Annotated in this window: 25 protein-coding genes; 7 read left to right on the top strand and 18 right to left on the bottom strand. The window is 60.5% G+C overall.

Features of this window, described 5'->3' with window-relative positions; all coding sequences use genetic code 11:
• Positions 1-8: 8 nt before the first annotated feature.
• The 3 genes from BS300_RS15625 to BS300_RS15615 are packed head-to-tail and all read right to left on the bottom strand — an operon-like array spanning position 9 to position 2,371.
• Complete coding sequence (locus BS300_RS15625) at positions 9-1,358, bottom strand: sensor histidine kinase (RefSeq protein ID WP_042031866.1); 1,350 nt, start codon at positions 1,356-1,358, stop codon at positions 9-11.
• Positions 1,355-2,011, bottom strand: coding sequence for a response regulator transcription factor (locus tag BS300_RS15620; protein WP_005339826.1), 657 nt, complete (start codon positions 2,009-2,011; stop codon positions 1,355-1,357). The genes BS300_RS15625 and BS300_RS15620 overlap by 4 nt, the downstream gene beginning before the upstream one ends.
• A 21-nt stretch (positions 2,012-2,032) precedes the next feature.
• Positions 2,033-2,371, bottom strand: coding sequence for a hypothetical protein (locus BS300_RS15615; protein ID WP_071913844.1), 339 nt, complete (start codon positions 2,369-2,371; stop codon positions 2,033-2,035).
• A gap of 63 nt (positions 2,372-2,434) precedes the next feature.
• Between BS300_RS15615 and BS300_RS15610 the strand changes: the two genes are divergently transcribed.
• Positions 2,435-2,683 carry a PepSY domain-containing protein gene (locus tag BS300_RS15610; protein WP_041209565.1) on the top strand — a complete coding sequence of 83 codons (249 nt, stop codon included), beginning with the start codon at positions 2,435-2,437 and terminating at the stop codon, positions 2,681-2,683.
• On the opposite strand, the gene BS300_RS15605 is transcribed toward BS300_RS15610, so the two are convergent.
• Both BS300_RS15605 and msrP read right to left on the bottom strand, forming a co-directional pair.
• On the bottom strand, positions 2,680-3,300 hold the full coding sequence (locus BS300_RS15605; protein WP_071913842.1) for a protein-methionine-sulfoxide reductase heme-binding subunit MsrQ: 621 nt from the start codon (positions 3,298-3,300) through the stop codon (positions 2,680-2,682). The two genes, BS300_RS15610 and BS300_RS15605, sit on opposite strands and share 4 nt — an antisense overlap.
• On the bottom strand, positions 3,291-4,295 hold the full coding sequence (gene msrP / locus BS300_RS15600; protein WP_071913840.1) for a protein-methionine-sulfoxide reductase catalytic subunit MsrP: 1,005 nt from the start codon (positions 4,293-4,295) through the stop codon (positions 3,291-3,293). Before msrP ends, BS300_RS15605 begins: the two co-directional genes overlap by 10 nt.
• A gap of 369 nt (positions 4,296-4,664) precedes the next feature.
• Here msrP and BS300_RS15595 point away from each other — a divergent pair, with 369 nt between their 5' ends.
• Positions 4,665-5,147 (top strand): DUF1097 domain-containing protein, encoded by a 483-nt coding sequence (locus BS300_RS15595; protein ID WP_041209562.1) that lies wholly within the window; start codon positions 4,665-4,667, stop codon positions 5,145-5,147.
• Positions 5,148-5,198: 51 nt separating this feature from the next.
• Here the strand turns inward: BS300_RS15595 and BS300_RS15590 are convergent, their stop codons facing one another.
• The 4 genes from BS300_RS15590 to BS300_RS21155 form a co-directional block, all read right to left on the bottom strand.
• Positions 5,199-6,479 carry a sigma 54-interacting transcriptional regulator gene (locus BS300_RS15590; protein ID WP_071913838.1) on the bottom strand — a complete coding sequence of 427 codons (1,281 nt, stop codon included), beginning with the start codon at positions 6,477-6,479 and terminating at the stop codon, positions 5,199-5,201.
• On the bottom strand, positions 6,476-6,994 hold the full coding sequence (locus BS300_RS15585) for a hypothetical protein (RefSeq protein ID WP_043850753.1): 519 nt from the start codon (positions 6,992-6,994) through the stop codon (positions 6,476-6,478). Before BS300_RS15585 ends, BS300_RS15590 begins: the two co-directional genes overlap by 4 nt.
• Positions 6,995-6,999: 5 nt before the next feature.
• Positions 7,000-8,400 carry an ATP-binding protein gene (locus BS300_RS15580; RefSeq protein ID WP_071913836.1) on the bottom strand — a complete coding sequence of 467 codons (1,401 nt, stop codon included), beginning with the start codon at positions 8,398-8,400 and terminating at the stop codon, positions 7,000-7,002.
• A gap of 103 nt (positions 8,401-8,503) precedes the next feature.
• Complete coding sequence (locus BS300_RS21155; protein ID WP_005341891.1) at positions 8,504-8,596, bottom strand: YnhF family membrane protein; 93 nt, start codon at positions 8,594-8,596, stop codon at positions 8,504-8,506.
• 124 nt (positions 8,597-8,720) lie between these two features.
• Between BS300_RS21155 and BS300_RS15575 the strand changes: the two genes are divergently transcribed.
• Positions 8,721-9,281, top strand: a complete 561-nt coding sequence (locus tag BS300_RS15575) for a 2-amino-4-hydroxy-6-hydroxymethyldihydropteridine diphosphokinase (RefSeq protein ID WP_071913834.1) — start codon at positions 8,721-8,723, stop codon at positions 9,279-9,281.
• Here the strand turns inward: BS300_RS15575 and BS300_RS15570 are convergent.
• A complete protein-coding gene (locus BS300_RS15570; protein ID WP_071913832.1) occupies positions 9,207-9,911 on the bottom strand; it encodes an SDR family oxidoreductase in 705 nt (234 codons plus the stop codon). The genes BS300_RS15575 and BS300_RS15570 overlap by 75 nt on opposite strands.
• A gap of 91 nt (positions 9,912-10,002) precedes the next feature.
• Positions 10,003-10,539, bottom strand: a complete 537-nt coding sequence (locus tag BS300_RS15565; RefSeq protein WP_071913830.1) for a DUF2301 domain-containing membrane protein — start codon at positions 10,537-10,539, stop codon at positions 10,003-10,005.
• A gap of 85 nt (positions 10,540-10,624) precedes the next feature.
• Here BS300_RS15565 and BS300_RS15560 point away from each other — a divergent pair, with 85 nt between their 5' ends.
• Positions 10,625-11,392: a transporter substrate-binding domain-containing protein gene (locus BS300_RS15560; RefSeq protein WP_071913828.1), complete on the top strand. Its 768-nt coding sequence runs from the start codon at positions 10,625-10,627 to the stop codon at positions 11,390-11,392.
• 8 nt (positions 11,393-11,400) lie between these two features.
• Here BS300_RS15560 and asnC read toward each other — a convergent pair whose 3' ends face one another.
• Positions 11,401-11,862 (bottom strand): transcriptional regulator AsnC, encoded by a 462-nt coding sequence (asnC, locus tag BS300_RS15555; RefSeq protein ID WP_005339783.1) that lies wholly within the window; start codon positions 11,860-11,862, stop codon positions 11,401-11,403.
• Between the two features lie 154 nt (positions 11,863-12,016).
• Here asnC and asnA point away from each other — a divergent pair, with 154 nt between their 5' ends.
• Complete coding sequence (gene asnA / locus BS300_RS15550; RefSeq protein WP_041209554.1) at positions 12,017-13,009, top strand: aspartate--ammonia ligase; 993 nt, start codon at positions 12,017-12,019, stop codon at positions 13,007-13,009.
• Positions 13,010-13,289: 280 nt separating this feature from the next.
• Here the strand turns inward: asnA and clpB are convergent, their stop codons facing one another.
• The 3 genes from clpB to rluD all read right to left on the bottom strand — a co-directional run bounded on the left by clpB (position 13,290) and on the right by rluD (position 17,902).
• Positions 13,290-15,863 (bottom strand): ATP-dependent chaperone ClpB, encoded by a 2,574-nt coding sequence (gene clpB, locus BS300_RS15545; protein ID WP_071913826.1) that lies wholly within the window; start codon positions 15,861-15,863, stop codon positions 13,290-13,292.
• Between the two features lie 174 nt (positions 15,864-16,037).
• On the bottom strand, positions 16,038-16,775 hold the full coding sequence (gene pgeF / locus BS300_RS15540; RefSeq protein ID WP_071913824.1) for a peptidoglycan editing factor PgeF: 738 nt from the start codon (positions 16,773-16,775) through the stop codon (positions 16,038-16,040).
• A 146-nt stretch (positions 16,776-16,921) separates the two neighbouring features.
• Positions 16,922-17,902, bottom strand: coding sequence for a 23S rRNA pseudouridine(1911/1915/1917) synthase RluD (gene rluD, locus BS300_RS15535; protein WP_041209551.1), 981 nt, complete (start codon positions 17,900-17,902; stop codon positions 16,922-16,924).
• A 117-nt stretch (positions 17,903-18,019) separates the two neighbouring features.
• Between rluD and BS300_RS15530 the strand changes: the two genes are divergently transcribed.
• A complete protein-coding gene (locus BS300_RS15530; protein WP_033114826.1) occupies positions 18,020-18,775 on the top strand; it encodes an outer membrane protein assembly factor BamD in 756 nt (251 codons plus the stop codon).
• Positions 18,776-18,865: 90 nt separating this feature from the next.
• On the opposite strand, the gene BS300_RS15525 is transcribed toward BS300_RS15530, so the two are convergent.
• From BS300_RS15525 to BS300_RS15515, 3 genes are read right to left on the bottom strand one after another with little or no spacing between them, the layout of a single operon-like run.
• Entirely contained in the window at positions 18,866-19,402 is a 537-nt protein-coding gene (locus BS300_RS15525) for a phosphatase PAP2 family protein (RefSeq protein WP_071913822.1), read from the bottom strand.
• 29 nt (positions 19,403-19,431) lie between these two features.
• Positions 19,432-21,114: a phospholipid carrier-dependent glycosyltransferase gene (locus BS300_RS15520; protein ID WP_071913820.1), complete on the bottom strand. Its 1,683-nt coding sequence runs from the start codon at positions 21,112-21,114 to the stop codon at positions 19,432-19,434.
• The gene (locus BS300_RS15515) at positions 21,101-22,468 is read right to left on the bottom strand and encodes a UDP-glucose/GDP-mannose dehydrogenase family protein (RefSeq protein ID WP_071913818.1); all 1,368 of its coding nucleotides are present in this window, start codon (positions 22,466-22,468) and stop codon (positions 21,101-21,103) included. The genes BS300_RS15520 and BS300_RS15515 overlap by 14 nt, the downstream gene beginning before the upstream one ends.
• A gap of 397 nt (positions 22,469-22,865) precedes the next feature.
• Between BS300_RS15515 and arnB the strand changes: the two genes are divergently transcribed.
• Positions 22,866-24,002, top strand: a complete 1,137-nt coding sequence (arnB, locus tag BS300_RS15510; RefSeq protein ID WP_071913816.1) for a UDP-4-amino-4-deoxy-L-arabinose aminotransferase — start codon at positions 22,866-22,868, stop codon at positions 24,000-24,002.
• Positions 24,003-24,006 lie beyond the last annotated feature (4 nt).

Raw genomic sequence — 24,006 nt, 5'->3', positions numbered from 1 at the left:
TCTTATGCCTAGCTCTCCACTCTTGCCACCTTGGGCAGCGAGAGAGAGGCCGCCAGCCCGCCCAGCTCGGCGCGCCCCATGATGAAGCTGCCGCGGTAGGCTTCCGCCAGATCGGAGACGATGTTGAGGCCAAGGCCGGAGCCCGGCACCTTCTCGTCGAGCCGCACCCCGCGCAGCACCGCCTTGGCGATCTGATCCTCGCTCATGCCGGGGCCATCATCCTCGATGCGCAAGGTGATCCAGCCCCCCAGCTCGGCGCTGGAGATGCGCAGCTCGCTGGCAGACCACTTGAAGGCGTTCTCCAGCAGGTTGCCCACCATCTCGTCGAAGTCCTGCTCCTCCACCCCGACCGCCAGTTCGGCCGGCACCTGCAAGTCCACCGTCTTGCCCGGATAGAGGCGGGAGAAGGCGCGGCAGATGTACTCCACCCGCGCCCGCACCGGGGTCGAGACCCCGAGGATCTTGGCGGCGCCGGTCACCCGCGCCTTGCCGAGGTGGTAATCGATATGGCGCTGGATCTGGTCGAGCTGCTCGCCGATTGCGGCCTGATCCTCGGGCGAGAGCTGGGCCACCTGATTGCGCATGATGCTGAGCGGCGTCTTGAGGGCGTGAGCCAGATTGCCGGTGTGGGAGCGGGCCCGCTGCAACAGCTCGCCGTAGTGGTGCAGCAGCCGGTTGATATCCTCCACCAGCGGCTGGATCTCCAGCGGATAGCGCAGCCGGAACCCCTCCTGATGGCCCTGATGCACCCGCCCCAGCTCCCGCCGCAGCAGGTTTAAGGGGCGCAGGCCGTAGACAATCTGGAACATGAAGCCCAGCACCAGACCGGTCGCGGCAAAGCCAAGGCCGAGGAACAGGCTGATGCGGGTCTTGTTGAGGGTCTGGGTCAAGGCACTGCTGTCTTTCGCCATCACCAGGGTAAACAGCCGATCCGAGCCGGGCAGCAGCACGGCGCGGGTCATGATCAGCAGCGGCTCCTTGTTGGGTCCCTTGCCAAAGAAGAGGTCGGGGTCGCCAAAGGCGGACTTGAGGCCGCGGCTCTCCAGATGGGTATCCCACAGGGAACGGGAGCGCCCCACTACCTTGTGATCCAGCTCCAGCTGCCAGTAGTAGCCGGAGTAAGGCTGGCTGAAACGGGGATCTGACATCGGCTCGGTCACTACCGGCAAGCCGGTTTTCGCCACTTCCAGCCGGGAGAGCAGGTCATAGAGCTGCAACCGCAGGCCGTCGGCTTCCGCCTCCTGCCAGTAGTTGCGCATCATGGTCTGCAGGCTGAAACCGGTGGCGAACAGAAACAGCCCGCACCACACCAGCGCGATGGCGAGCAGTCGCCCCCGCAGGGTTCTCACCAGCCTCATTCGTTGATCCGGTACCCGAGGCCGCGCACTGTCTCAATCAGATCGGGGTTGGTCTTCTTGCGGATCCGGCCGATGAACACCTCAACGGTGTTGGAGTCGCGGTCAAAATCCTGAGCGTAGATGTGGTCGATCAGCTCGCTGCGCGACACCACCTTGCCCCGATGCTGCATCAGGTAACCGAGCACCCGGAACTCGTGGGCGGTCAGCTTGATGGGGGTCCCTTCGTACCACACCTGCGACGCCGCCATGTCGAGGCGCACCCCGCCAATCTCCAGAATGGAGCTGGCGTTGCCCGCCGCCCGGCGCACCAGCGCATGCACCCGCGCCACCAGCTCGGCCACCTGAAACGGCTTGGTGAGGTAGTCGTCGGCACCGGCGTTGAGCCCCTCGATCTTCTCGTGCAACTGGCCACGAGCGGTCAGTACCAGCACCGGAGTATCGATCCCCTTGCTGCGCCACTCCTTCAGCACACTCAGGCCATCGCGCCCCGGCAGACCGAGGTCGAGAATGATGGCGTCGTAGGGCTCGGTCTCGCCGAGAAAACCGGCCTCGTTGCCATCGTGGCAGAGGTCGGTGACAAAGCCGGAGAGGCGCAGCTGTTCAGCCAGCTGGCCAGCCAGAATTTTTTCGTCTTCAACAATCAGAATTCGCATGAACAGGCTTCCACAAAGAGGTTACTCATCATCCTCGACCAGGGGCTTGGGTGGCTCGAACAGCCGCTCCAGATGGTGGCCCTTGGCCCACACCATCTCCAGGTTGTCGGCCCGATAGGCCACCTTGAGCACGCTGTTCTCCCGATCGATCACGCGCAGTTCATAGAGCCAGATACCATCCTCTTCCCCCAGATCGACCCGCAACACCCGCACCGGCAATCTGGATGCCACCTCCATCATTTCGTGGAAGGGCCGAACCCGTCCCTCATGGACAGCTTGCTGCAACAGGGCTTCGTCAGGCGTCAGCGCCTGCGCCAGCACTGGCAACAACAACCCGATCAGAGGGAGCGCTCTATTCATGGATGATTCATCTCCAAAAACCTAACATAATGGCGTTTATAGTCTGCCAGCCATGAATCCGGAATGAATATGATCCCGCGCAGTTTCCTGCTGATCCTCTGCCTGCTGAGCGCCTCAAGCTGGGCTGCCCAGAGCCGCCTCGACATGGCCGGGCTGGTCAAACTGTTGCTGGCGCAAGGGTATCACGACATTCGCGAAGTGGAGCTGGAAGGGGACAAATTCGAGGTCAAAACCCTCGACCGCCAGAATGAAAAGGTACATCTCATCGTTGATGCCTACACTGGCGAGATCAAAAAACAAGAGGCCGACTAGGCCTCTTTTGCTTTCCAGCGCAGCCGCCACGGGCGCAGCAGCTTCTCCCGCCGCGGCCAGAGCAGGGCGCAGGCCAGCAGCAGGTAGATGAGCGGCTCCAGCCAGCCACTCTTGAGCGACCACCAGTAGTGCACCGGCACCAGCAGGGCTACCGCATAAACCCAGTTGTGCAGCTTCTGCCACGCCGGCCCCAACCGCCGCTGCAACGCAGGCAGCGAGGTGATTCCCAGCACCAGCAACAGCAGCAGCGCCACCATCCCCACCACGATATAGCGGCGCTTGACCAGTTCGCCACCAATCAGCCCCCAGTCAAACTGCAGATCCAGCCCCAGCCACACCATGAAGTGGAGCAGCGCCCAGACCATGCACCAGAGCCCGAGGGGGCGGCGCAGCTTGATGAGCTGCCCCTGCCGCCAGCGTTTGGCCAGCGGCGAGACCAGCAGGGTGAGCAGCAGCAGGTTGAGCGCCCCCTTGCCAAGGTAGTGGATAAGCTCGGGCACGGGGTCACCCCCCAGCAGACCGGCCGGCAGGGCGTAGCCCAGCCAGAGCAGAAAGCCGAGGGAACCCAGATGCACCAGCGCCCGCAAGCCGCTGATATGTGAAGCTTTCAGTACCATTGGCGCAGATCCATCCCCTGATAGAGCGAGGCGACCTCATCGCCATAGCCGTTGAACATCAGGGTCGGCTGGCGCTTGGCACCGAACAACCCGCCCTCGCCGATGAAGCGCTCGCTCGCCTGACTCCAGCGCGGGTGATCCACCTGCGGGTTGACGTTGGCGTAGAAGCCATATTCGTTGGGGGCCAGCAGATTCCAGGTGGTGGGCGGCATCTCCTCCACCAAGCGGATGGAGACGATGCTCTTGATGCTCTTGAAGCCGTACTTCCACGGCACCACCAGCCGGATTGGCGCCCCGTTCTGGGCGGGCAGAGTATTGCCGTAGAGCCCCATGGCGAGGAAGGAGAGCGGGTGCATCGCCTCGTCGATGCGCAGCCCCTCGACATAGGGATAGTCGATACCACCGCCCAGCGAGGCTGAGGCCTGACCGGGCAGCTGTTTCGGATCGAACAGGGTTTCGAAGGCAACAAACTTGGCGCGGCTGGTCGGTTCGGCACGGCGGATGATCTCGGCCAGCGAGATGCCGTTCCACGGCAGTACCATGGACCAGGCTTCGACGCAGCGCAGCCGGTAGATCCGCTCCTCCAGCTCGGTTTTGTTGATGAGATCCCACACATCCAGAGTGAAGGGTTTGGCGACCTCCCCCTCCACCTTCAACGTCCAGGGTTCGGGTTTGAGGTAATGGCCGTTGCGGGCCGGATCCGTCTTGTCGGTACCGAGCTCGTAGAAGTTGTTGTAACTGGTCGCCTTCTCTTCCGGTGTCAGCACCAGATCGGCTGGCCGCGGGGCCTGCTTGCTGTTGAGCGGCTTGGTGGCTAGCTGGGGCGCATCCTCTTTACCGCGCAGCAGGTCGAGCACACCGGCCTGAGTGGGGAAAGCGAGGGTGGCGGCGCCCAGACCCAGCCCCTTGAGAATGAGGCGGCGATCCTGATAGACGGCTTCCGGGGTGACATCCTGTTCGGTGAGATGATGGGGGGCACGACGTTTGATCAACATGAAAAACTCCCGGGGCAGTTAGAGGCGACAGAGATAAGACCCGCCCCGGCAGATTTTTATTTCACACCGGATTACATCAGGTGGTACAGGGGCAGCGCCTTGGCCATGGTTCCGACCAGAAACAGCACTACGAATACCAACAGGGGAACGATCACATTTGGCACCATCAGACTCACTCCATGAGCAGGACAGGGCCTCTAACTATGGTCGAGGGTTTGGCCGGTCACCAATGAATTTTTTTCGCGAGCGCAAGCGTATTCCTGAGTTGAAAAAGGTGATGGAGATCACACACAATTCCGCCCCCGCTTGCCGCCCCGATTGCCAGGGGTAGGCTGCCCGTTTTCGTGAAGCCAACTGAAGAGTCACGCCATGAGCCCACTGATCGCCATCGCTATCACCACAGGTATTCTCTCCGCCGTATGGGGCTGGCTGGCCGTCGCGCTAGGCCTGCTCTCCTGGGTCGGCTTCCTCGGCTGCACCAGCTATTTCGCCTCCAGCGGCGGTTACAAGGCGCTGCTGCAGACCATCTTCTGCAACGCCAGCGGCATGCTGTGGGCGCTGCTGCTGATCCATGGCGGTGACCTGTGGGGTGCCGGCGTGGCGGGTTATGTGATGACGGGTGTGGTGGCGACCCTGATGTGCGTGCAGGCCAAGCAGCAGTGGCTCGGCTATATTCCCGGCACCTTCGCCGGCTGCTGCGCCACCTTCGGGGCGGCGGGCGAGTGGCGACTGGTGCTGCCCTCGCTGGTGATTGGTGCCCTGTTCGGTTATCTGATGAAGGCGAGTGGCCTCTGGCTCTCCCAAAAGACCCTGAAGCCCCGCAACGCGGATGGCGTCACCGACCCCGCCTGAGCGATATCCACTGCGAAGCGGCCCTCCCATTCAGGGCCGTTTCACACAGCGTTACCCTTTCGATTTGAAGTTTGCCGCCTCGATGCCGTGCCGGTTCAATAGCTTGTAGAAATCGGTACGATTCCTCCCCGCCATGTTGGCTGCCAGGGTCACGTTGCCCTCCGTGGTGCGCAGCAGCCGGATCAGATACTCCTTCTCGAACTCGGCCCGCGCCTCGTTGAACGAGGGGATGCCACCGCCACCACCGCTCAGGGCAGACTCCACCATGGATACCCCGATCACCGGGCTGCAGCAGAGGCTGGCCAGCTGCTCCACCACGTTGCAGAGCTGGCGCACGTTGCCCGGCCAGGCCGCCGCTGCAAGCATCGCCAGCGCCTCGGGTGAAAAACCCATGGCGGCGCAGTCGCCGTTGCGGCTGCGGTAGTCATCGAGGGCCTGACGGGCCAGCAGGGGGATATCCTCGCTGCGGGCGCTGAGGGATGGCAGGGTAATATTGGCGACGTTGAGGCGGTAGAAGAGATCTTCGCGAAAGCGCCCCTCCTCCATCGCCCTGACCAAATCCTGATGGCTGGAGCTGAGCACCCGCACCTCTGGTGTGCCCTGACCATACTCCTCCATCACCTGCAGCAACTTGGCCTGCAGCGACTCCGACAGGCTGCCGATCTCGTCGAGAAAGAGGGTCGCCCCCTTGGCCTGCTCGAACAGACCGGAGTGACCATCTTCCCCGAACAGCTGCAGGTCGAGGGCTGCCCAGGGAATGGCGGCACAGTTGATGGTATGCAGCGGCCGCTCGCGCCGCTGGCTCGCCTGATAGAGCGCCTGCGCCATCGCCCCCTTGCCGGAACCGGACGGCCCCATGATCAGCACGGGCACCTCCATGGTGGCGATGCTGTGCGCCTGGATCAGCAGCTGCTCCAGCTGGGGATTGCGGGTCAGGATCAACGACTGCCACTCCAGCTGCTGCTTCGGGCGGGTCAAGCTGAGGGCCTGCTCTATGGTGGCCAGCAGCTCATCCTTGTCGATGGGCTTGGTCAGAAAGCTGAACACCCCGGAACGGGTCGCCTGAATGGCATCGGGAATGGTGCCGTGGGCGGTCATGATGATGACCGGCAAGCCGAGCCACTGGGCCTGGATCCGCTCGAACAGCGCCAGTCCATCCATGCCACCCATGCGCAGATCGCTCAGCACCAGATCGGCGCGCTGCTGCCGCAAACGGTCGAGCGCCCCCTCCGCACTGTCGGCGGTATCCACTTCATAACCCTGACTGCGCAAGCGCATGCTCATCAGTTTGAGCAGGCTGACGTCGTCATCCACCAGCAAGATCCGGCTCATGGTACTACCTCGCGATGTTCATTCAGCTTGCGCTGGTTGAGCTGCTCGTCGATGGCCGAGAGCTGCTCGATCTGGCGGCGCAGCTTCTGGATCTCCTGACTCTGGTCATCGCGCCGGCTATCGCGGGCCAGCAGCTCCTCGCCAAGGGCGATCCAGCTGCGCAAAAACGCCTGAGCGTCGAGCCCCAGCTCCGGCAGCATCTTCTTCAGGCGCGCCAGACCGGCGCGACGAGTGGCTACTGCCTCGGCGGGGTGAGAATCAACCATCGCCAGACTGACCCGGCTCTCGAGGTCGTCAGCCCCCTTGAGACGCTGACGCTCCTGCACCCGCTGCTGGGGATGGCTGGCCAGCAACCAGTCGGAGTATTGCAGGCGCACCTGCATCTCCTTGTTGGCAAACTCCATTCGCTTGGCAAAAGCGATATCGGAGGACTCCTGCCGTGCCTGCGGCGGCAGCCAGGAGCAACCCGCGAGCAGCCCGGCTAGCAGGGCTGGAAATACGCGCTGTATTTTCATAGACCTCATTTCAACGTCAACCTGAAGCAGACATCTGCCTGTTCATCATTCACCAGAACCAACTCCCCTCCCAGGCTGGAGGCAGACTCGCGAGCGATGGAAAGCCCCATGCCAGAGCCTTTCAGGACACCTTGCCGCACTGTGCTGCCCTGCTCGAAGGGTTCAAAAATTCGCTGCCGGTCTGCCTCGGGGATCTCGGGCCCCTCATTGGCAACCTCCAACCAGCTCGCCTGCTCCTCTGCTCCGGCGCGGATCCAGATATTGCCACCCTGGGCACCATAACTGACGGCGTTGGAGAAGAGGTTATCGAGGATCAACCTCAACCGGTAGGGCTCTGCCCACAAGGTAACCGGTTCGGTCGGCAAGTGTACACGGATCTGCTTGGACTCCAATGCCAGCCGATACTCGGCAGAAAGTTCTGCCAACATGGGCAACAGGGGAACCGGCTCCAGCTCGAACGTCTCCTGCTGGGTGAGGCGGTTGAAATCGAGCAGTCGCTCGATAAGAGTCTGCAGCCGCCGACTGTTCTCATCCAGCATCTGGCAGATCTCCAGCTGATCCGGTGTCAAAGGCCCGACCAGCTGCTCGCAGAGCAGATCCGACCCCTCGCGCAGCACCGCCAGCGGGGTCTTCAGCTCATGGGAAACATGGCGCAGGAACTGGTATTTTTGCAGCTCCAGCTCCTTGAGTTTGTCGTGCAGCCAGAGGATCCGCTCCCCCAGCAACACCAGTTCGGCGGGGCCATCCACCGGCTGTGGATCTGGCTCGACCCCCGCGCCCAGACTCAAGATACGCGACTCAATTTGTCGTACCGGATGGGTGATCAGGTAGGTGAAGATAAAGACCAGCAGCAGGCTGATCACCGCCACCACAGCGCTGACCCACCAGAGCTCTTTGGTCAGGGCATCGATGGCCAGACGTACCCGATCCATCTGATCGTCAACCCGGCTGCGGGTGCCCGCCTCGAGCTGCTGACTCAAGCGATTGAACTGGTCGAGGATGTCACCCGCCACCGCCTTTTTGGCCTGCGCCCCCTCCTGCAACGAGCCAAATTGCGCGAGCAACTCATCAAGGCCGCCATAGAGCTGGGGGTCGGAGAGGGAGTTGCGATGCTCTGCCAGCAGGCGGTGATACCCCTCAAGCTGCAGCCGGTAGCTGGCCAGACTGCGGCTATCCCCCAGCACAGCAAAGCGGCGCAGGGTGCGCTCGATATCGATGGACTGGGCGGTAAGCAGGGTGGCGCGGCGGGTGTCCTTGACCGCCCGTTCCATCTCGTCGCTGGTGAGCTGGCTCAGGTGGGTCAGGGCATTGGTGTTGTGCCAGATCATGCCACCGAGCGGCATTAGCACCAGCACAAACCCTATCAATACCACCTGCAGCAGGGAGCGTGGGCGAACCTTGGTCATCGTCTCTTCTCTTGCGTTCTCACCGGTGCGCCAGCATAGCCCTCAGCGCCCAAAAAACAAAACCGGCCAACAGGCCGGTTCGGATTATCTGGATTGTGGTGACTCACGCCAAAGCGACAGAAGCCAGACAGATGGTCAGGATCATCGCCAGCGCGCCCGAGGCGGTCAACAGCGCCCATTTCAGCTCAACACTCATGCAAACCTCCTTTCTGCCAATCAGTGCCGGATCACAATAGATAAGACAATGTTACGCCATAGTTAATCCGATAACCGTGAGCTGCGTATACATTTCAGATGAGCCCCAACCAAGGATGGTGAACATGTTCTATCTGTGTAGCATTGGTTCCAATCTAGACCCAAATAGTCATGTCACCAAGGTGCTGGAGGAGCTGGCCAGCCGTTTTGGCCGTCTGCAGACCAGCTCGGTGATCAGCACCAAGCCGGTGGGGATGCACTCCAGCCATGACTTTCTCAACTGTCTGCTGATCCTGGAGAGCGAGCTGGATGCCTCCGCCCTGAAACAGACCTTTGTGGCGATGGAAGTGGGTCATGGCCGCGACCGCAGCGATCCCCTCTGCAAGGTGCACGACCGCCCGCTCGACATCGACATTCTCGCCAGCAACCCGCACGGCGACTTTGCTGCGGAGCAGGTCGACTCCTACCTCATCGAGCTGCTGGCCGAACTCTACGGACGCGGCGAGGTGCACGATCCCAAGGTTGCGCTGCAGCTGCATCTGCCCGCCGGCTCGGGTAAAACCGTACATATCCAGTCGATAGGTCTGGAGCCAGCCACGGTTTGCATGCCATCAGAGCACAGCCAGAGCGCGCCCCCCATCCACCTTGATGCTGGCCCCGGTCATATAGCTGTTCGCCATCAGTAACTGCACCGCCTGCCAGATAGGCTCCAGCCCTCCCTCCCGCGCCAGCGGCGTTTTCGCCAACACCTGCTGGCGCCACGACTCGTCATGCTCGTCGAGAAACAGGATGGGGCCCGGCTCTATGGTGTTGACCCGGATTGCCGGGGCCAGTTCGCGGGCAAAGCTCATGGCCAGCGAATGGGCTCCCGCCTTGGTGGCCACATAGCTAGCAAAGCGCGGGGCCGGGGCGTGGATGTAAATATCGGTGATGTGGATGATGCTGGCGTTGGCGTTGCTCGCCAATTGCTGTGCCAGCGCCCGGTTGAGCTGGAAGGGGGCCGCCATGTGCACCCGGTAGAACTGGTCAAACTGGGTAAGCTGCGCCGCGGACTCGGCCGCCTGCGGCTCGAACGCCGAGGCGTTGTGGATCACCAGTGCCAGATCCTGATGGGATGCCAGCACGTCGATCAATTTGCCCACCTGCTCTTCACTCGCCAGATCGGCCTGCACCAACTCGACACCCAGAGCCCGCAGCCGCGCCAGCTCGGGTCGCTCGCTGCGATAGCTGCCGGTCACCTGCCAGCCCGCAGCCACCAGCTGCTCACATAGATAAAACCCTAGCCGACGGCCACAACCGGTTACCAATGCACGCATAAAACCTCCCTCTCCTTTTACCCTCATCCATGAGTTGCGCCGTTAACGCAGTATCAGCCGGGTCGCACCGACACCACTTCCAGCAACAGAACTAGATCTGGTAACGCCCCTTGTCACCAATATCAAAATGGAGGGGCATCCGCCACTTGGCCAGCGCCAGCAGGGTAAGCAGAGCCCCGCTCACCAGCGCCACCAGCGCCGCGGCCCATGCCACTTGCAACCACTCCAGCAACCACAACAGCGGCAGCAGCAATGGCACCAGCTTGATCCCGGGGATCGCAAAACAGAACTGCTCCTTGAAGGCCAGACCGGAAAGGGTGACCAAGGCGGCCCCCAGCACCAGTGCATCCGGTGCTCCGATAGACAGCAAGGCCAGTGCGGCCCATCCAGAACCCTGAAGTATCAGTCGAATCCGCTTGTCGTAGATGTGCAGCGAAAAGGCGCAGATAGCGCTTGCCAGCGCCAGCAACATCAACCATTGTGCCGGTGGCAACAGGTCACCATGACTCAGCAAGGCCGCTCCGCGACAGAGTAGCAACAGCGCCGCACCGCTTAAGCCAAGGCGATACAGGAGGACGGTCAATTTGTCTATCCCGTCCAGCGGGCTCTCGATTTCAGGGTTTGCCATACACTGTCGCCTCTACCAATCAGGAGCCACCCAATATACTGGGATCAGGCTCCAAAGTTCTTCATCCGGGTTCAGGAGGGGTAGTTTGCGTGTAACCCATCTGCTTTGGCTACTACTGCTCCCGCTCAGCCTATCCGCCAAAGAGCTGGTAGTCTGCGGCACCATGGAGCCCCCGCTAAAATATCTCGATGCCAATCAGCAGCCTCGCGGGCTCGATATCGACATCGTTACCGCTATCTTTGGCAAACTCAAAATACCCATCAGGATCGAGCTGGCCGACTCCGGCGCCCGCCTCACCCGCAATGCCGAAACCGGCGTCTGCGATGTGGTGATGACCCACTCCTACAAGGCGGAGCGAGAGCGCTATCTCATCTACCCCCAGCAGGCTCATATCCGCCATAGCTGGCACTTCTTTGTCCGCAAGGACGACTTGCTGAAAATCCGCTACGAGACGCTGGCCGATCTGAAACCCTGGCGCATCGGCGTGACCAAAGACTTCTCCTATACCCCTGAACTGGCGGCGGCCATGACCGACCCCTCCTATCAGTTTCAGGAGGTCACCATGAACCAGTTGCAACTGCGCAAGCTGCTGGCCGGGCGGATCGATTCCGTGCCCATGCCGCTGGTCACCGCTTTTGCCCAGATCAGGGAAGAGGGTCTGGAGGGCAAGCTCGACTACCTGCCCAAACCGCTCAAGAGTAGCCCCTACTTCAACACCTGGACTCGCGCCAAAGCGGACAAGAATACCCCAGCCCAGATGGCCGCCTACGATGCCGAACTGCTGCGCATGAAACGGGATGGCCGGCTCAAGGCGCTCTACGACAAGTACGGCATTCCCTATATCGAACCCTGATCAGCCAGTCAGGGCTTCACGTCCCGCAGGATCGGATTCTGCAGCGAGATCAGGGTTTCAGTGGACTGGATCTCGTCGATAGTCTGGATCTTGTTGATCAGCACTATCTGCAGCTCATCGATGGAGCGGGTCATCACCTTCATGAAGATGCTGTAGTGGCCGGTGGTGTAGTAAGCCTCCACCACCTCGTCCAGCGCCTGCAGCTTGGCCAGCGCCGAGGGGTAATCCTTGGCGCTCTTCAGATTGATCCCGATAAAGCAGCAGACGTCATAGCCCAGCTTCTTGGGGTTAACCTGCACCCGCGTCCCCTCGATGATCCCCGCCTGCTTCATCTTCTCCACCCGCACATGGATGGTGCCCGGGCTGACCGCCAGCTGCTTGGCCAATTCGGCATAAGGAATACGCGCATTCTCCATCAGGGCGGTGAGGATGGCCTGATCGAGATTATCGATCCGGTAATTTTCCGGCATTTTTTTGCCCTCCCGTTAGCGATACATCATTAAAAACATCCTTATTTTGAAGAAAAAAACACACAAAGCCTATTTCTATTATCGAATATTGAATTTAGTTGGCAATCCGTTGAAGAATCACCACATCCAACGGGGTTTGAAACAGGAATTCAGCATGAAACAGCACTACATTCGCAGCCAACAGCAGATCAGCTTCGTCAAAGAGATGTTCTCCCGCCAACTCGCCCAGCAACTGGGTCTGATGGAGGTACAAGCCCCCATTCTGAGCCGGGTCGGTGATGGCACTCAGGACAACCTCTCTGGCCACGAGAATGCAGTGCAGGTCAAAGTGAAGACCCTGCCGGAGCACAGCTACGAAGTGGTCCATTCACTGGCCAAGTGGAAGCGCCAGACTCTCGGTCGCTTCGGCTTCGGCCCGGGTGAAGGGATCTACACCCACATGAAGGCGCTGCGCCCGGATGAAGACAAGCTCACCCCCATCCACTCCGTCTACGTGGATCAGTGGGACTGGGAGAAGGTGATGCCGAGCGAGCGCCGCGATCTCGCCTATCTGCAGGAGACCGTGCGCGGCATCTGGGCCGCCATCAAGGCTACCGAGCGCGCGGTCTGCGCCGAGCATGAGCTGACCCCCTTCCTGCCGGCCGAGATCCAGTTCCTGCACAGCGAAGAGCTGCTGGCCCGCTACCCGGATCTCGATGCCAAGGGGCGCGAGCGGGCCATCGCCAAGGAGCTGGGGGCTGTGTTCCTGATCGGCATCGGCGGTACCCTCTCCCACGGTGAACGCCACGATGTGCGCGCCCCGGACTATGACGACTGGAGCAGCCACAGCGAGCTGGGTCTGGCCGGTCTGAACGGTGACATTCTGGTGTGGAACCCGGTACTGCAGGACAGTTTCGAGATCTCCTCCATGGGGATCCGGGTCGATGCCGAGGCGCTACGCCGCCAGCTGGCCATCACCGGCGACGAAGATCGCCTGCAGTACGACTGGCATCAGGATCTGCTGGCAGCACGGATGCCGCAAACCATCGGCGGCGGCATCGGCCAATCCCGTCTGGCCATGCTGTTGCTGCAAAAGGAGCATATCGGTCAGGTGCAGGTCGGTGTCTGGCCGGCCGAGATGAAAGCCGCCGTGCAAGGCATGCTGTAACGAATGAAGGCCATGCCGGCGCCATCGCAGCCGGCATGGCAACAGGCAGGTGGCCGTCGGGGTTGAGCGAGCGCATCCCCGGCAGGCTGTAAGAAGCGAGGCCAGCAGTGGCCGCGCTTCGCAATCGGGGGCTTGCCCCTGCGACCCGCTCAACCCACGTCAGGTCGCTTCACTACATTCCTCTCGGCAATCTTCGGATTGCCGTTTTTTTATTTTCCATCGCCCAGATATGGCAACGCCAGCCCGAGGGCTGGCGTTGCAAACATAGATATGAGACTGGTTACTGGGTCATGGTGAGGCCGTTGCTGTCGGCTCCCAGCAGCAGTTTCTTGCCGGGAACGATGCGGCCGGAGAGCAGGGCCTGCGCCAGCGGGTTCTCCACCTTCTGCTGGATCGCCCGCTTGAGGGGCCGCGCCCCGTAGACGGGGTCGAACCCGGCATGCACCAGCTTCTCGAGCAGCGCTTCGCTCACCTCCACCTCGTAACCCTGAGCCTCGAGACGGCCCATCAGGCTCTTGAGCTGGATCCGGGCGATGGACTTGATGTGTTCCTCGCCAAGCGGATGGAACACCACGGTCTCGTCGATCCGGTTGATAAACTCCGGCCGGAAACTGCGGGTCAGCACATCCATCAGCATAGCCTTCATCTCGTCGTAATCCTTCTCGGAGTGGTGCTCCTGAATCAGATCCGACCCGAGGTTGGAGGTCATGATCACCACCGAGTTGCGGAAATCGACGGTCCGACCCTGACCATCGGTCAGGCGGCCATCATCAAGCACCTGCAACAGGATGTTGAAGACATCCGGATGCGCCTTCTCCACCTCGTCCAGCAGGATCACCGAGTAGGGACGACGGCGCACCGCCTCGGTCAGATAACCACCCTCTTCATAACCCACGTATCCGGGAGGCGCCCCCACCAGACGGGCCACGCTGTGTTTCTCCATGAACTCGGACATATCGATCCGCACCATGGCATCCTGGGTATCGAACAGGAACTCGGCCAGCGCCTTGCACAGCTCGGTCTTGCCCACCCCGGTGGGCCCCAGGAACAGGAAGGAGCCGATGGGGCGATTCGGATCGGAGAGTCCGGCACGGGAGCGGCGAATGGCGTTGGAGACGGCATCGACCGCCTCTTCCTGGCCAATCACCCGGCTGTGCAGCTGATCTTCCATCCGCAGCAGCTTGTCGCGCTCCCCTTCCAGCATGCGGGCGACCGGAATACCGGTCCAGCGGGCCAAGACGTCGGCTATCTCCACGTCAGTGACGCGGTTTCGCAGCAGACTGGTCTCCTGCATCTCGGCTTGAGTGGCGAGATCCAGCTGTTTCTCCAGCTCCGGAATGCGGCCGTACTGCAGCTCGGACATCCGGCCCAGGTCGCCTGCGCGGCGCGCCACGTCGAGATCCTGACGGGCCTGCTCCAGCGCAGCCTTGATATGCTGGGTACCGGCGAGGGCGGCTTTCTCGGCCTTCCACACTTCGTCCAGCTCGTTGTATTCCCGATCTTTTTCGCCAATCTCCTGATTGATCAGTTCCAGACGCTTGCGGCTGGCGTCATCGTCCTCTTTCATCAGCGCCTGCTGCTCCAGCTTGAGCTGGATGATACGCCGCTCGAGACGATCGAGCGCCTCGGGCTTGGAGTCGATCTGCAGCCGGATGCTGGCCGCCGCCTCGTCGATGAGATCGATGGCCTTGTCCGGCAGCTGGCGATCCGCAATATAGCGGTGCGACAGCTGGGCCGCAGCCACGATGGCGGGGTCGGTGATCTGCACATGGTGGTGCAGCTCGTAACGCTCTTTCAGGCCACGCAGGATGGCGATGGTGTCCTCCACGCTCGGCTCTTCCACCAGCACCTTCTGGAAACGGCGCTCCAACGCGGCATCCTTCTCGATGAACTGGCGATACTCATCCAAAGTAGTGGCGCCGACGCAGTGCAGCTCGCCCCGCGCCAGCGCAGGCTTGAGCATGTTGCCCGCATCCATGGCCCCTTCGCCCTTGCCGGCGCCGACCATGGTGTGCAGCTCGTCGATAAAGAGGATGACGTTGCCCTCCTCCTTGGCGAGATCGCTCAGCACAGCCTTGAGCCGCTCCTCGAACTCGCCGCGATATTTGGCACCGGCCACCAGCGCCCCCATATCCAGCGACAGCACGCGCTTGTTCTTGAGCCCTTCCGGCACCTCGCCGTTGATGATGCGCTGGGCCAGCCCCTCGACGATGGCGGTTTTGCCGACACCGGGAGCCCCGATCAGCACGGGGTTGTTCTTGGTTCGACGTTGCAGCACCTGAATGGTGCGGCGGATCTCGTCATCCCGGCCGATCACCGGATCGAGCTTGCCGAGTTCGGCCCGCTCGGTCAGATCGATGGTGTACTTCTCCAGCGCCTGACGGTTCTCCTCGGCGTTGGCATCCTCCACCTTCTTGCCGCCACGCACCTTGTCGATGGCCGCTTCGAGTTTCTCTTTGGTCAGCCCCTGAGCGCGCAGCAACTCGCCCAGCGTGCCCTTCTCGTCGAGGGCCGCCAGCACGAACAGTTCGGAGGAGATGAACTGATCCTTGCGCTGCTGGGCCAGTTTGTCGCAGACGTTGAGCAGGCGGCCGAGGCCGTTGGAGAGCTGCACGTCCCCTTCCACACCGCTGACGCGCGGCAGGCGATCCAGCTCCTCGCCAAGGCGGGAGCGCAGGGCATTGATATCCATCCCGGTCAGGGTGAGCAACGGACGAATGGAGCCGCCATCCTGATTGACCAGTGCGGTCATCAGATGAACGGGTTCGATGAATTGGTGGTCACGACCCAGCGCAAGAGACTGGGCATCGGAAATAGCAATCTGGAATTTGCTGGTAAGGCGATCGAGGCGCATTGCACTCCCCCTTCAAACAGGCAGACGCCGCTTGCGCGGCAAACAACATAACTTTCTGAGATGAAAGATGAGGCCCGTACGGGCTATTTCAAGGGGCGATGCTGGTTATTTTTTCTGCAAGACGGGGCGAGAGCAGGATCCCCGCCCTTGCACTATGCAGGGCGGGGAGCTTCATCAGGACGCCAACCAGATGATGGAGGCCATCCGGCCGGTCTGGCCGTTGCGACGATAAGAGTAGAACTGCTCGCTGTCGCTGAAGGTACAGTATTCGCCACCATAGACGGCGGTGACGCCGGCGCGGGCAAGGCGCAGCCGGGCCAGCTGGTAGATATCCGCCAGCCATTTCCCCTCATTGGGCGATGGGACGAACGCCGCTTCAGCTTCGGCCTGCTCTGCCATAAAGGCCTCGCGCACCTCGCCACCCACTTCAAACGCAGTGGGGCCGATGGCCGGGCCAAGCCAGGCCAAGATCTCGCCCGGCTCGCAACCCATGGCGGCGATGCTTGCCTCCAGCACGCCCTCTTTCAGTCCACGCCAACCGGCATGAGCGGCGGCCACTACTGTGCCGGCCCGATCGCAAAACAGCACCGGCAGACAGTCGGCGGTCATCACAATGCAGGCCTGAGCCGCCTCATGGGCGCAAGCGGCATCGGCATCCGGCGCCTGCTCATAATGGCTGCTGACCGGATGAACGACGGTGCCGTGCACCTGATTGAGCCAGTTGAGGGGCCCCGGGATGGCGGCTACCTGCTGCAGCCGGGCCCGGTTGGCCTCGACCCTGGCCGGATCGTCTCCTACGTGGGCGCCCAGATTGAGACCGGCAAAGACCCCTTCGCTGACACCACCATCACGGGTGGTCGAAAGAGCCCGGACGCGTGCTGGCGCCGGCCAGTCGGGTTCAATCCATTTCATTGCTCACTCCTTCACGCTCTATCGTTCAAATGGAAACGGGGCTCTTGGCTGCAACCAGTCAAGACGCCCCGTTTCAAGGTTCTGTGTGCTACGCGCTGTATCGGCGGGTTACGGCAGAAGTCGTCGCAACACTGCCAGATTTACCACTATTTCCAGACCAGCTCGTCCGGATTGGCCAAAGTATCCGCACGCAGCACTTCCATCAGATCCAGCATGTCCTGCGGCGTGGGGGAGTGCCACTGCATGACCTCACCTGTAATGGGGTGGGCCAGCTGCAGCATGGTGGCGTGCAGTGCCTGGCGACGGAAGCCGCGCAGCGCCTCGGTCAGTTCCGGCGTGGCGTTGCGCAGCGGGCGCAGACGGCCACCGTAGGCCGGGTCACCCACCAGCGGATGCTTGATGTGAGCCATGTGGACACGGATCTGGTGGGTACGACCGGTTTCCAGACGCAGACGCAGACGGGTGTGGCCACGGAACTTCTCGTGCACCCGGTAGTGGGTCACGGAAGGACGGCCATTGGGCACGACGGCCATGTGGGTACGCTGGGTCGGGTGACGGCCGATAGGGGCATCAACGGTGCCGCCGGCAGTCATGTGACCGATGGCGATCGCTTCGTACTCACGGGTGATCTGGCGCGCCTGCAGCGCTTCCACCAGATGGGTCTGGGCCGGAACTGTCTTGGCAACCACCATCAGACCTGTGGTGTCTTTATCCAGACGGTGCACGATACCGGCACGGGGTACCTCGGCAATGCCGGGGTAGCGGTGCAGCAGGGCGTTGAGAATGGTGCCATCCGGCGTACCGGCGCCCGGGTGGACAACCAGACCGGCCGGCTTGTCGATCACCAGAATGTGTTCGTCTTCGTAAACGATGTTGAGCTCGATATCCTGCGCATCGAAGCGAGTGTCATCTTCCAGCTCTACATCCACATGCACCTGTTGCCCAGCAATCACCTTCTCGCGCGGGGTGTTGGCAACCTGACCATCCAGGGTCACTTTGTCCTGTAAAATCCACTCCTTGATGCGGGTTCGGGAGTAGTCGGGAAACAATTCGGCCAGGGCCTGGTCGAGTCGCTGCCCGAATTGGTGATCCTGGAATTCGCCTGTCAGTTCAATATGCTGGCTCATGTATGGTCTCTTGAGCGGGGGGTATCAATTCGAAATAATCCGGGTATTCTAGCTTTTCTTTTAGCCAAGCATAACGGATACTTTGCCAATTTCGTGGAAATGGACCGGATGTTGTTGATGGGAAAGAAGTCTCACCTGCTGATGTCGCTCGCCTTGGTCGCTACCTTGATCACAGGCTGTTCCAGCACCAAACCCAAGGTACCCGACGAACCGCCGGAGACCCTGTACCAGAAAGCACGCCTCAAACTGGACGTTGGCAATTACGTGCAAGCCACTGAATTGCTGGAGGCTTTGGACTCTCGCTACCCGTTCGGCGCCTACTCCAACCAGGTGCAGCTTGACCTCATCTATGCCTACTACAAGCAGGATGATACCGCTCAGGCGATCGCCAATATCGACCGTTTTATCCGCCTCAATCCGGCGCACAAGAACATCGATTACGTCTTCTATATGCGCGGCCTGACCAACATGGCGGCGGATTACAACTTCTTCCAGAGCCTCTTTGGCATCTCCCGCGATGACAAAGACCCGGCCTATGCCCGCCAGGCATTCCAGGACTTCAAGACCCTGTTGCAGAACTACCCCAACAGCGTCTATGCCGCCGATGCCCGCGCCCGCATGATTGGTCTGAAGAACCGTCTGGCCAAATATGACCTGAGCGTCGCCGAGTATTACGTGAAGCGCGATGCATTGGTCGCGGCCGCCAACCGGGCCAAGCTGATTGTCGAAACCTACCCCGACACAGCCGAAACCGAAAAAGCGCTGGAGATCATGGTCGAGTCTTACGACACCCTGAAGATGCCGGAGCTGGCCAAGCATGCTCGCGAAGTGCTGGCCAAGAACTACCCGGAAAACCGCCTCGCCCGCAGCTGAGCTGCGAATAAACCGGTAACAGTAAAAAACCGATGCCAAGGCATCGGTTTTTTTATATCTGCAATTAGCCCGGCCGGGGAAAACCCGTCATCAATAGCGGTAGTGAAACCCCACCCCGCGGGCATCCCCCTGCATGGCAACCGGCGCTACCACCACATTGCGCGATAGCGGTGTCGTAAACAGATAGCTTATCCCGGTCGCGATGGCCGCTCCGGCGATGATATCGCGCCAGTAGTGCTGCTCGGCATTCTCTCTCGACCAACCCACAGCACCTGCTGCAATGTACGCCGGCAGCCCGTAGTGCCAGCCATAGCGGATCTGCAGATAGCTGGCGCCGCTGAATGCCGCCGCCGTATGGCCGGAGGGAAAACTCTGGCCAGAGCCGGATGGTCGCTCTGCATCTATGGTGAACTTCATCCCCTGCACCAGCGCCGTGGTGGTGGCAAAAGAGTAACCGAACTGCTTCAGCCCCTCGATATCATCCTCCCCCCATGAGATGAGTGCCGCCGCCACCGGAATCACGACCTGGCCGATATCGCCATAGGTTTCAAAACCACTGCCAGCGTGGCCGGCAGGAACCTTGAGCAGGAAAAGTGGAACAATTACCAAACGTACATACTGCGTCATCCGACAATCCTGAAGTGGAAATAAATAGATCAATGGCACTGCTCTGCGGCAACCAGCGTCAGCAGCTGCCCCTTGTCCGAACGAAGCGAGGTCTGTGCCAGCTGCTGATAGGGGATCCCCTCCAGCAGATTTGCCATCTCCTGCGCCGTACCGTTGACCAGCACCGCATCGAATCTGGCATCGTGACAGGCAAGCACATCCCTCACCCCCTGCCCGTCCAGATTCACTACCTGCATCTCTTCATAGACAGAGAGCAGACCTAGCTCGGTTTCACCCAGCTGCCAGCCGGCGATGCGATCCCGCGTCTCGAGCGGTATCCCATCCAGCAGATGAGTCATCTTGCCCGCCCCCCCCTTGGCGGCATCGATCAGCGGGTAGACCAGCGCAAAAGTGAGCAGAAACATGATGGCCACCGAGCTGGTGACATGAATGGCGCCATGTACCTCTTTGCGCCGCAACAATAGCTCCAGCGCCATCACGAACAGGATGATGGCGGGAATGTACCGCCACCCCAGCTTGCTGGCGGCTAGCTGCACTTCTGCCGGAATCTGGCTGGCAAATGGCAGCGGCAGACCCAGCAGAGGGAGCGCAATGATGGCGACGCAAAACAGCAGCATGAAGTAGAGCCACCCCCGACCATAACGGGCAGTCCACACCGGCCAGCTCAGACTGACCTGACCCAGCATGATGGCAAATACCGGCAATAGCGGGAAAAGATAGAGAGTTCGCTTGGTCGAAGAGATTGTTAACAATAAAAGGGTTCCCAGCGCCCAGCACAGCAAAAATAACCGCTCACGACTCAACTCCCGCTGTTTCACCGTTTGCCAGCCCCAATAAAAAATGAATGGCAACCATGGGATGGTATATTCCACCATGCCCCACAAATAATAGAGGTAGGCACCTTTCTTGATATGACCCAGTTCGGTCGAAGTGCCGGTAAGACGGCCAACCTGATTCTGCCAGAACCACTCATGCCACAAGGCATCGCCATCAGCATGATTAATTAGCTCACGAACCCAGGCTGCGATTGGCAATATAAAAAACAACAACACCAGCAAGTGTTGGAATATAAAAACAGGAACACTTTTCTCGTTTATTGCTTTGCGGGAAGCAAAGAGAAAAAGGGGCAACCAGCCGAAAAATACCGTCAACGGCCCGATCGGTCCTTTTGCCATAAAACAGCCAGCCAGACCCAGTCCGGCAATAATCGCCATCAAGTTGCGATGCGCCAGATAATATTCGGCGAATGCCCAGAGGGTAAATACGACAAAGAAGGCGAGCGCACTGTCCGTCCTGATCCAGTGCGTATTGATAATGAATCCCTCCATGGTGCCCAGCGCGATGACCGACCAGAGTGCCGCCGACCTGTTGCCAAGCAGGCGATAGGCCAGCAGGCCGGTGAAGAGCAGCATGCCTGCCGCCCAGACCACGCCCGCCAAACGCAGGGTGTTAGTTATCCCCAGCCAGGATGCAAACCCATCAAGAAACGGCAGAGCGGCCATGTAGAAGAGCGGTGGCTTCTCGATAAAGCTGCGCCCGCCCAGGGTCGGCACCACCCAGTCACCACTGCGGTACATTTCGAGCGCAATGGCCGCTTCGCGGGGCTCATCAGGCGTCCAGAGCTGATGATCAAACTGGCCAAACAGCAGCACCAGAGTCACCAGCAGCAACATCCAGCCGAGCTTGCGCCCCGAGATTTCAGGGCGTGGCATGGCTCATTCCTTCTGCAATGGTCTCCCCGCGTCCGATGGCGTAGTAGGAGAAGCCCTGGCTTTTCATCTTGTGCGGGTCATAGAGATTGCGACCGTCGATGATGAGCGGCATGGCCAGCATCTTCTTGAGCTGGGCAAAGTCAGGCGCTTTGAACTCGTTCCACTCGGTGCAGATGACCAGTGCATCGGCCCCCGCCAGCGCGGCCTCCTTGGTGCCCATCAGCGACAGCTCGGGCTGGCAACCATAGATGCGCTGCGCCTCCTTCATCGCCACCGGGTCAAAGGCCTGCACCCGCGCCCCCTCCTGCCACAGCGCCTCCATCAGCACCCGGCTCGGCGCTTCGCGCATGTCATCGGTATTGGGTTTGAAGGCGAGCCCCCAGATAGCGATGGTCTTGCCCGCCAGCGACTCGCCCCGCTCTTGAAAGTGAGTGGCCAGCGTATCGAAGAGCTTGAACTTCTGCCGCTCGTTGACCCGCTCCACCGCACGGATGAGCGGTGTGTCGTAGTCGAGGGCCGCGGCTGTCGCCAAAAACGCCCTCACATCCTTGGGAAAACAGGAGCCGCCATAGCCGCAACCGGGATAGATAAACTGGTAGCCGATGCGCTGATCGGCACCGATCCCCTGCCGCACCAGCTCGATATCGGCACCAACCCGCTCGGCCAGCCCGGCAATCTCGTTGATGAAGCTGATCTTGGTAGCCAACATGCAGTTGGCGGCGTACTTGGTCAGCTCGGCACTGCGCACGTCCATGAACAGAATACGGTCGTGATTGCGGTTGAAGGGTTCGTACAGCTCGCGCATCACGGCTCTGGAGCGCTCCTTGCCGGTGCCGATGACGATGCGATCCGGGCGCTGGCAATCACGGACGGCCGCCCCCTCTTTGAGAAACTCGGGATTGGAGACCACATCGAACTCGAACTGCTTGCCGAGCTCTGCCTGCTGCTCCCTGACCCAGTGGAATACCTTGTCTGCCGTACCGACCGGCACGGTGGATTTGTTGACGATGATCACCTCGTCGGCACGATGTTGAGCAATCGATCTCGCCACCGCCCTGACCGCACTCAGATCGGCCGAGCCATCCTCATCAGGGGGCGTACCGACGGCGATGAATTGCACGTCACCGTGGGTAACCGCCATGGATATATCCGTGGTGAATTTCAGCGAGCCATTTTGTAGCGTCTGGTGCAGTAATGAATCCAGCCCGGGTTCATAAATAGGTAATTCACCACGGGACAAACGGCTTATTTTTTCTGCATCGAGATCAATACAAACAACCTGATGGCCAACGTCAGCCAATACAATTGCTTGTACCAGGCCAACATAGCCACTGCCAAAAACGGTGATATTCATAACGACTGTTCCATAATGCGTGATGATGGAAGCTTTACATCGTTTATTAAATTGCACTACGGGCAATTTGTAACAAGCAATGTCAACACAGTATAACTCCAGGCCAATCCGGCAATGTCAGCGACTAGAATAATCACTCTAAATAGAGCCGAGCATCAAATTAAATTAAAGGAAAGTGTTTTTTTGTTACGAGATATTTCTATTTAAGGCTTCAAATAAAATCACCTGCAATTGTTACCAAGTGTTGCTGTGCGCTTGAATAAAAACTCGCTATTCAGTTACCTTCGAAAATATATCGAAGGATATAAATTTCTGCGCCATGCATATTTCCAGTGAAAATCGGCAACACCGGTTTTCATTGCTATTTGATCTCTTGCGACATTAAGACTGGAGTCGTATGAAAAACTTTCTGCCATTCTCGAAACCCGCCATGAGCGAGGCCGAGATCAATGCCGTCAGCGAGGTTTTGCAATCGGGCTGGATCACCACGGGCCCGAAAAATCATGAGCTGGAGCAGCGCTTCTGCGAGACCTTTGGCTGCCAGCATGCGGTGGCGCTCTGCTCCGCAACGGCCGGTATGCATGTCACCCTGATGGCACTGGGGATTGGCCCGGGTGACGAGGTGATCACCCCCTCCCAGACCTGGGTCTCCACCATCAACATCATCACCCTGCTGGGGGCCACCCCCGTCTTTGTCGATGTGGACAGGGATACCCTGATGGTCAGCGCCGGGCAGATAGCGCCGCTCATCACCCCCAACACCCGGGCCATCATCCCGGTTCATTACGCCGGGGCGCCGGTCGACCTCGACCCCATCCTCGCCCTGGGTCGCCAGCACGATATTCCGGTCATCGAAGATGCCGCCCATGCGGTCGGCACCCGCTATCGCGCCCGCTGGATCGGCGAGACCGGCACCGCCATCTTCTCCTTCCACGCCATCAAGAACCTCACCTGTGCCGAAGGGGGCATGCTGGTGACCGATGACAAAGCGCTGGCCGACAAGGTGCGGATGCTGAAATTCCACGGTCTGGGGGTCGATGCCTTCGACCGGATGACGCTGGGCCGAAAGCCGCAGGCCGAGGTGATCATGCCGGGCTTCAAGTACAACCTGGCCGACATCAACGCCGCCATCGCGCTGGTGCAGTTGGCCCGCCTGCCCGAGCTCAACGCCCGGCGCGCCATCCTGGTTGCCCGCTATCGGGAGTTGCTGGAGGGATTGCCGTTCGAACCGCTCGCCATCCCCGATTATGCCCATCTGCACGCCTGGCACCTCTTCATGGTGCGGGTCGATCCGGCCCGCTGCGGCCTCGATCGCGATCAACTGATGCAGGCGCTGCTGGAGCGTGGCATCGGCACCGGCCTGCACTTCAAGGCGGCCCATACCCAGAAGTACTACCGGGAGCGCTACCCGGCACTCTCGCTGCCCAATACCGAGTGGAACTCGTCACGGCTCTGCACCCTGCCCCTCTTCCCCGACATGACGCTCTCCGACGTGGATCGGGTCGTGGCAGCCCTGACCGACATACTGGAGTAACGAC

Source organism: Aeromonas sp. SCS5 (assembly GCF_001887375.1).
In the GTDB taxonomy this organism is placed as follows: domain Bacteria; phylum Pseudomonadota; class Gammaproteobacteria; order Enterobacterales; family Aeromonadaceae; genus Aeromonas; species Aeromonas jandaei.
The sequence above is the reverse complement of the archived record's forward strand: the minus strand, read 5'-3'. Positions and strand labels throughout refer to the sequence as shown.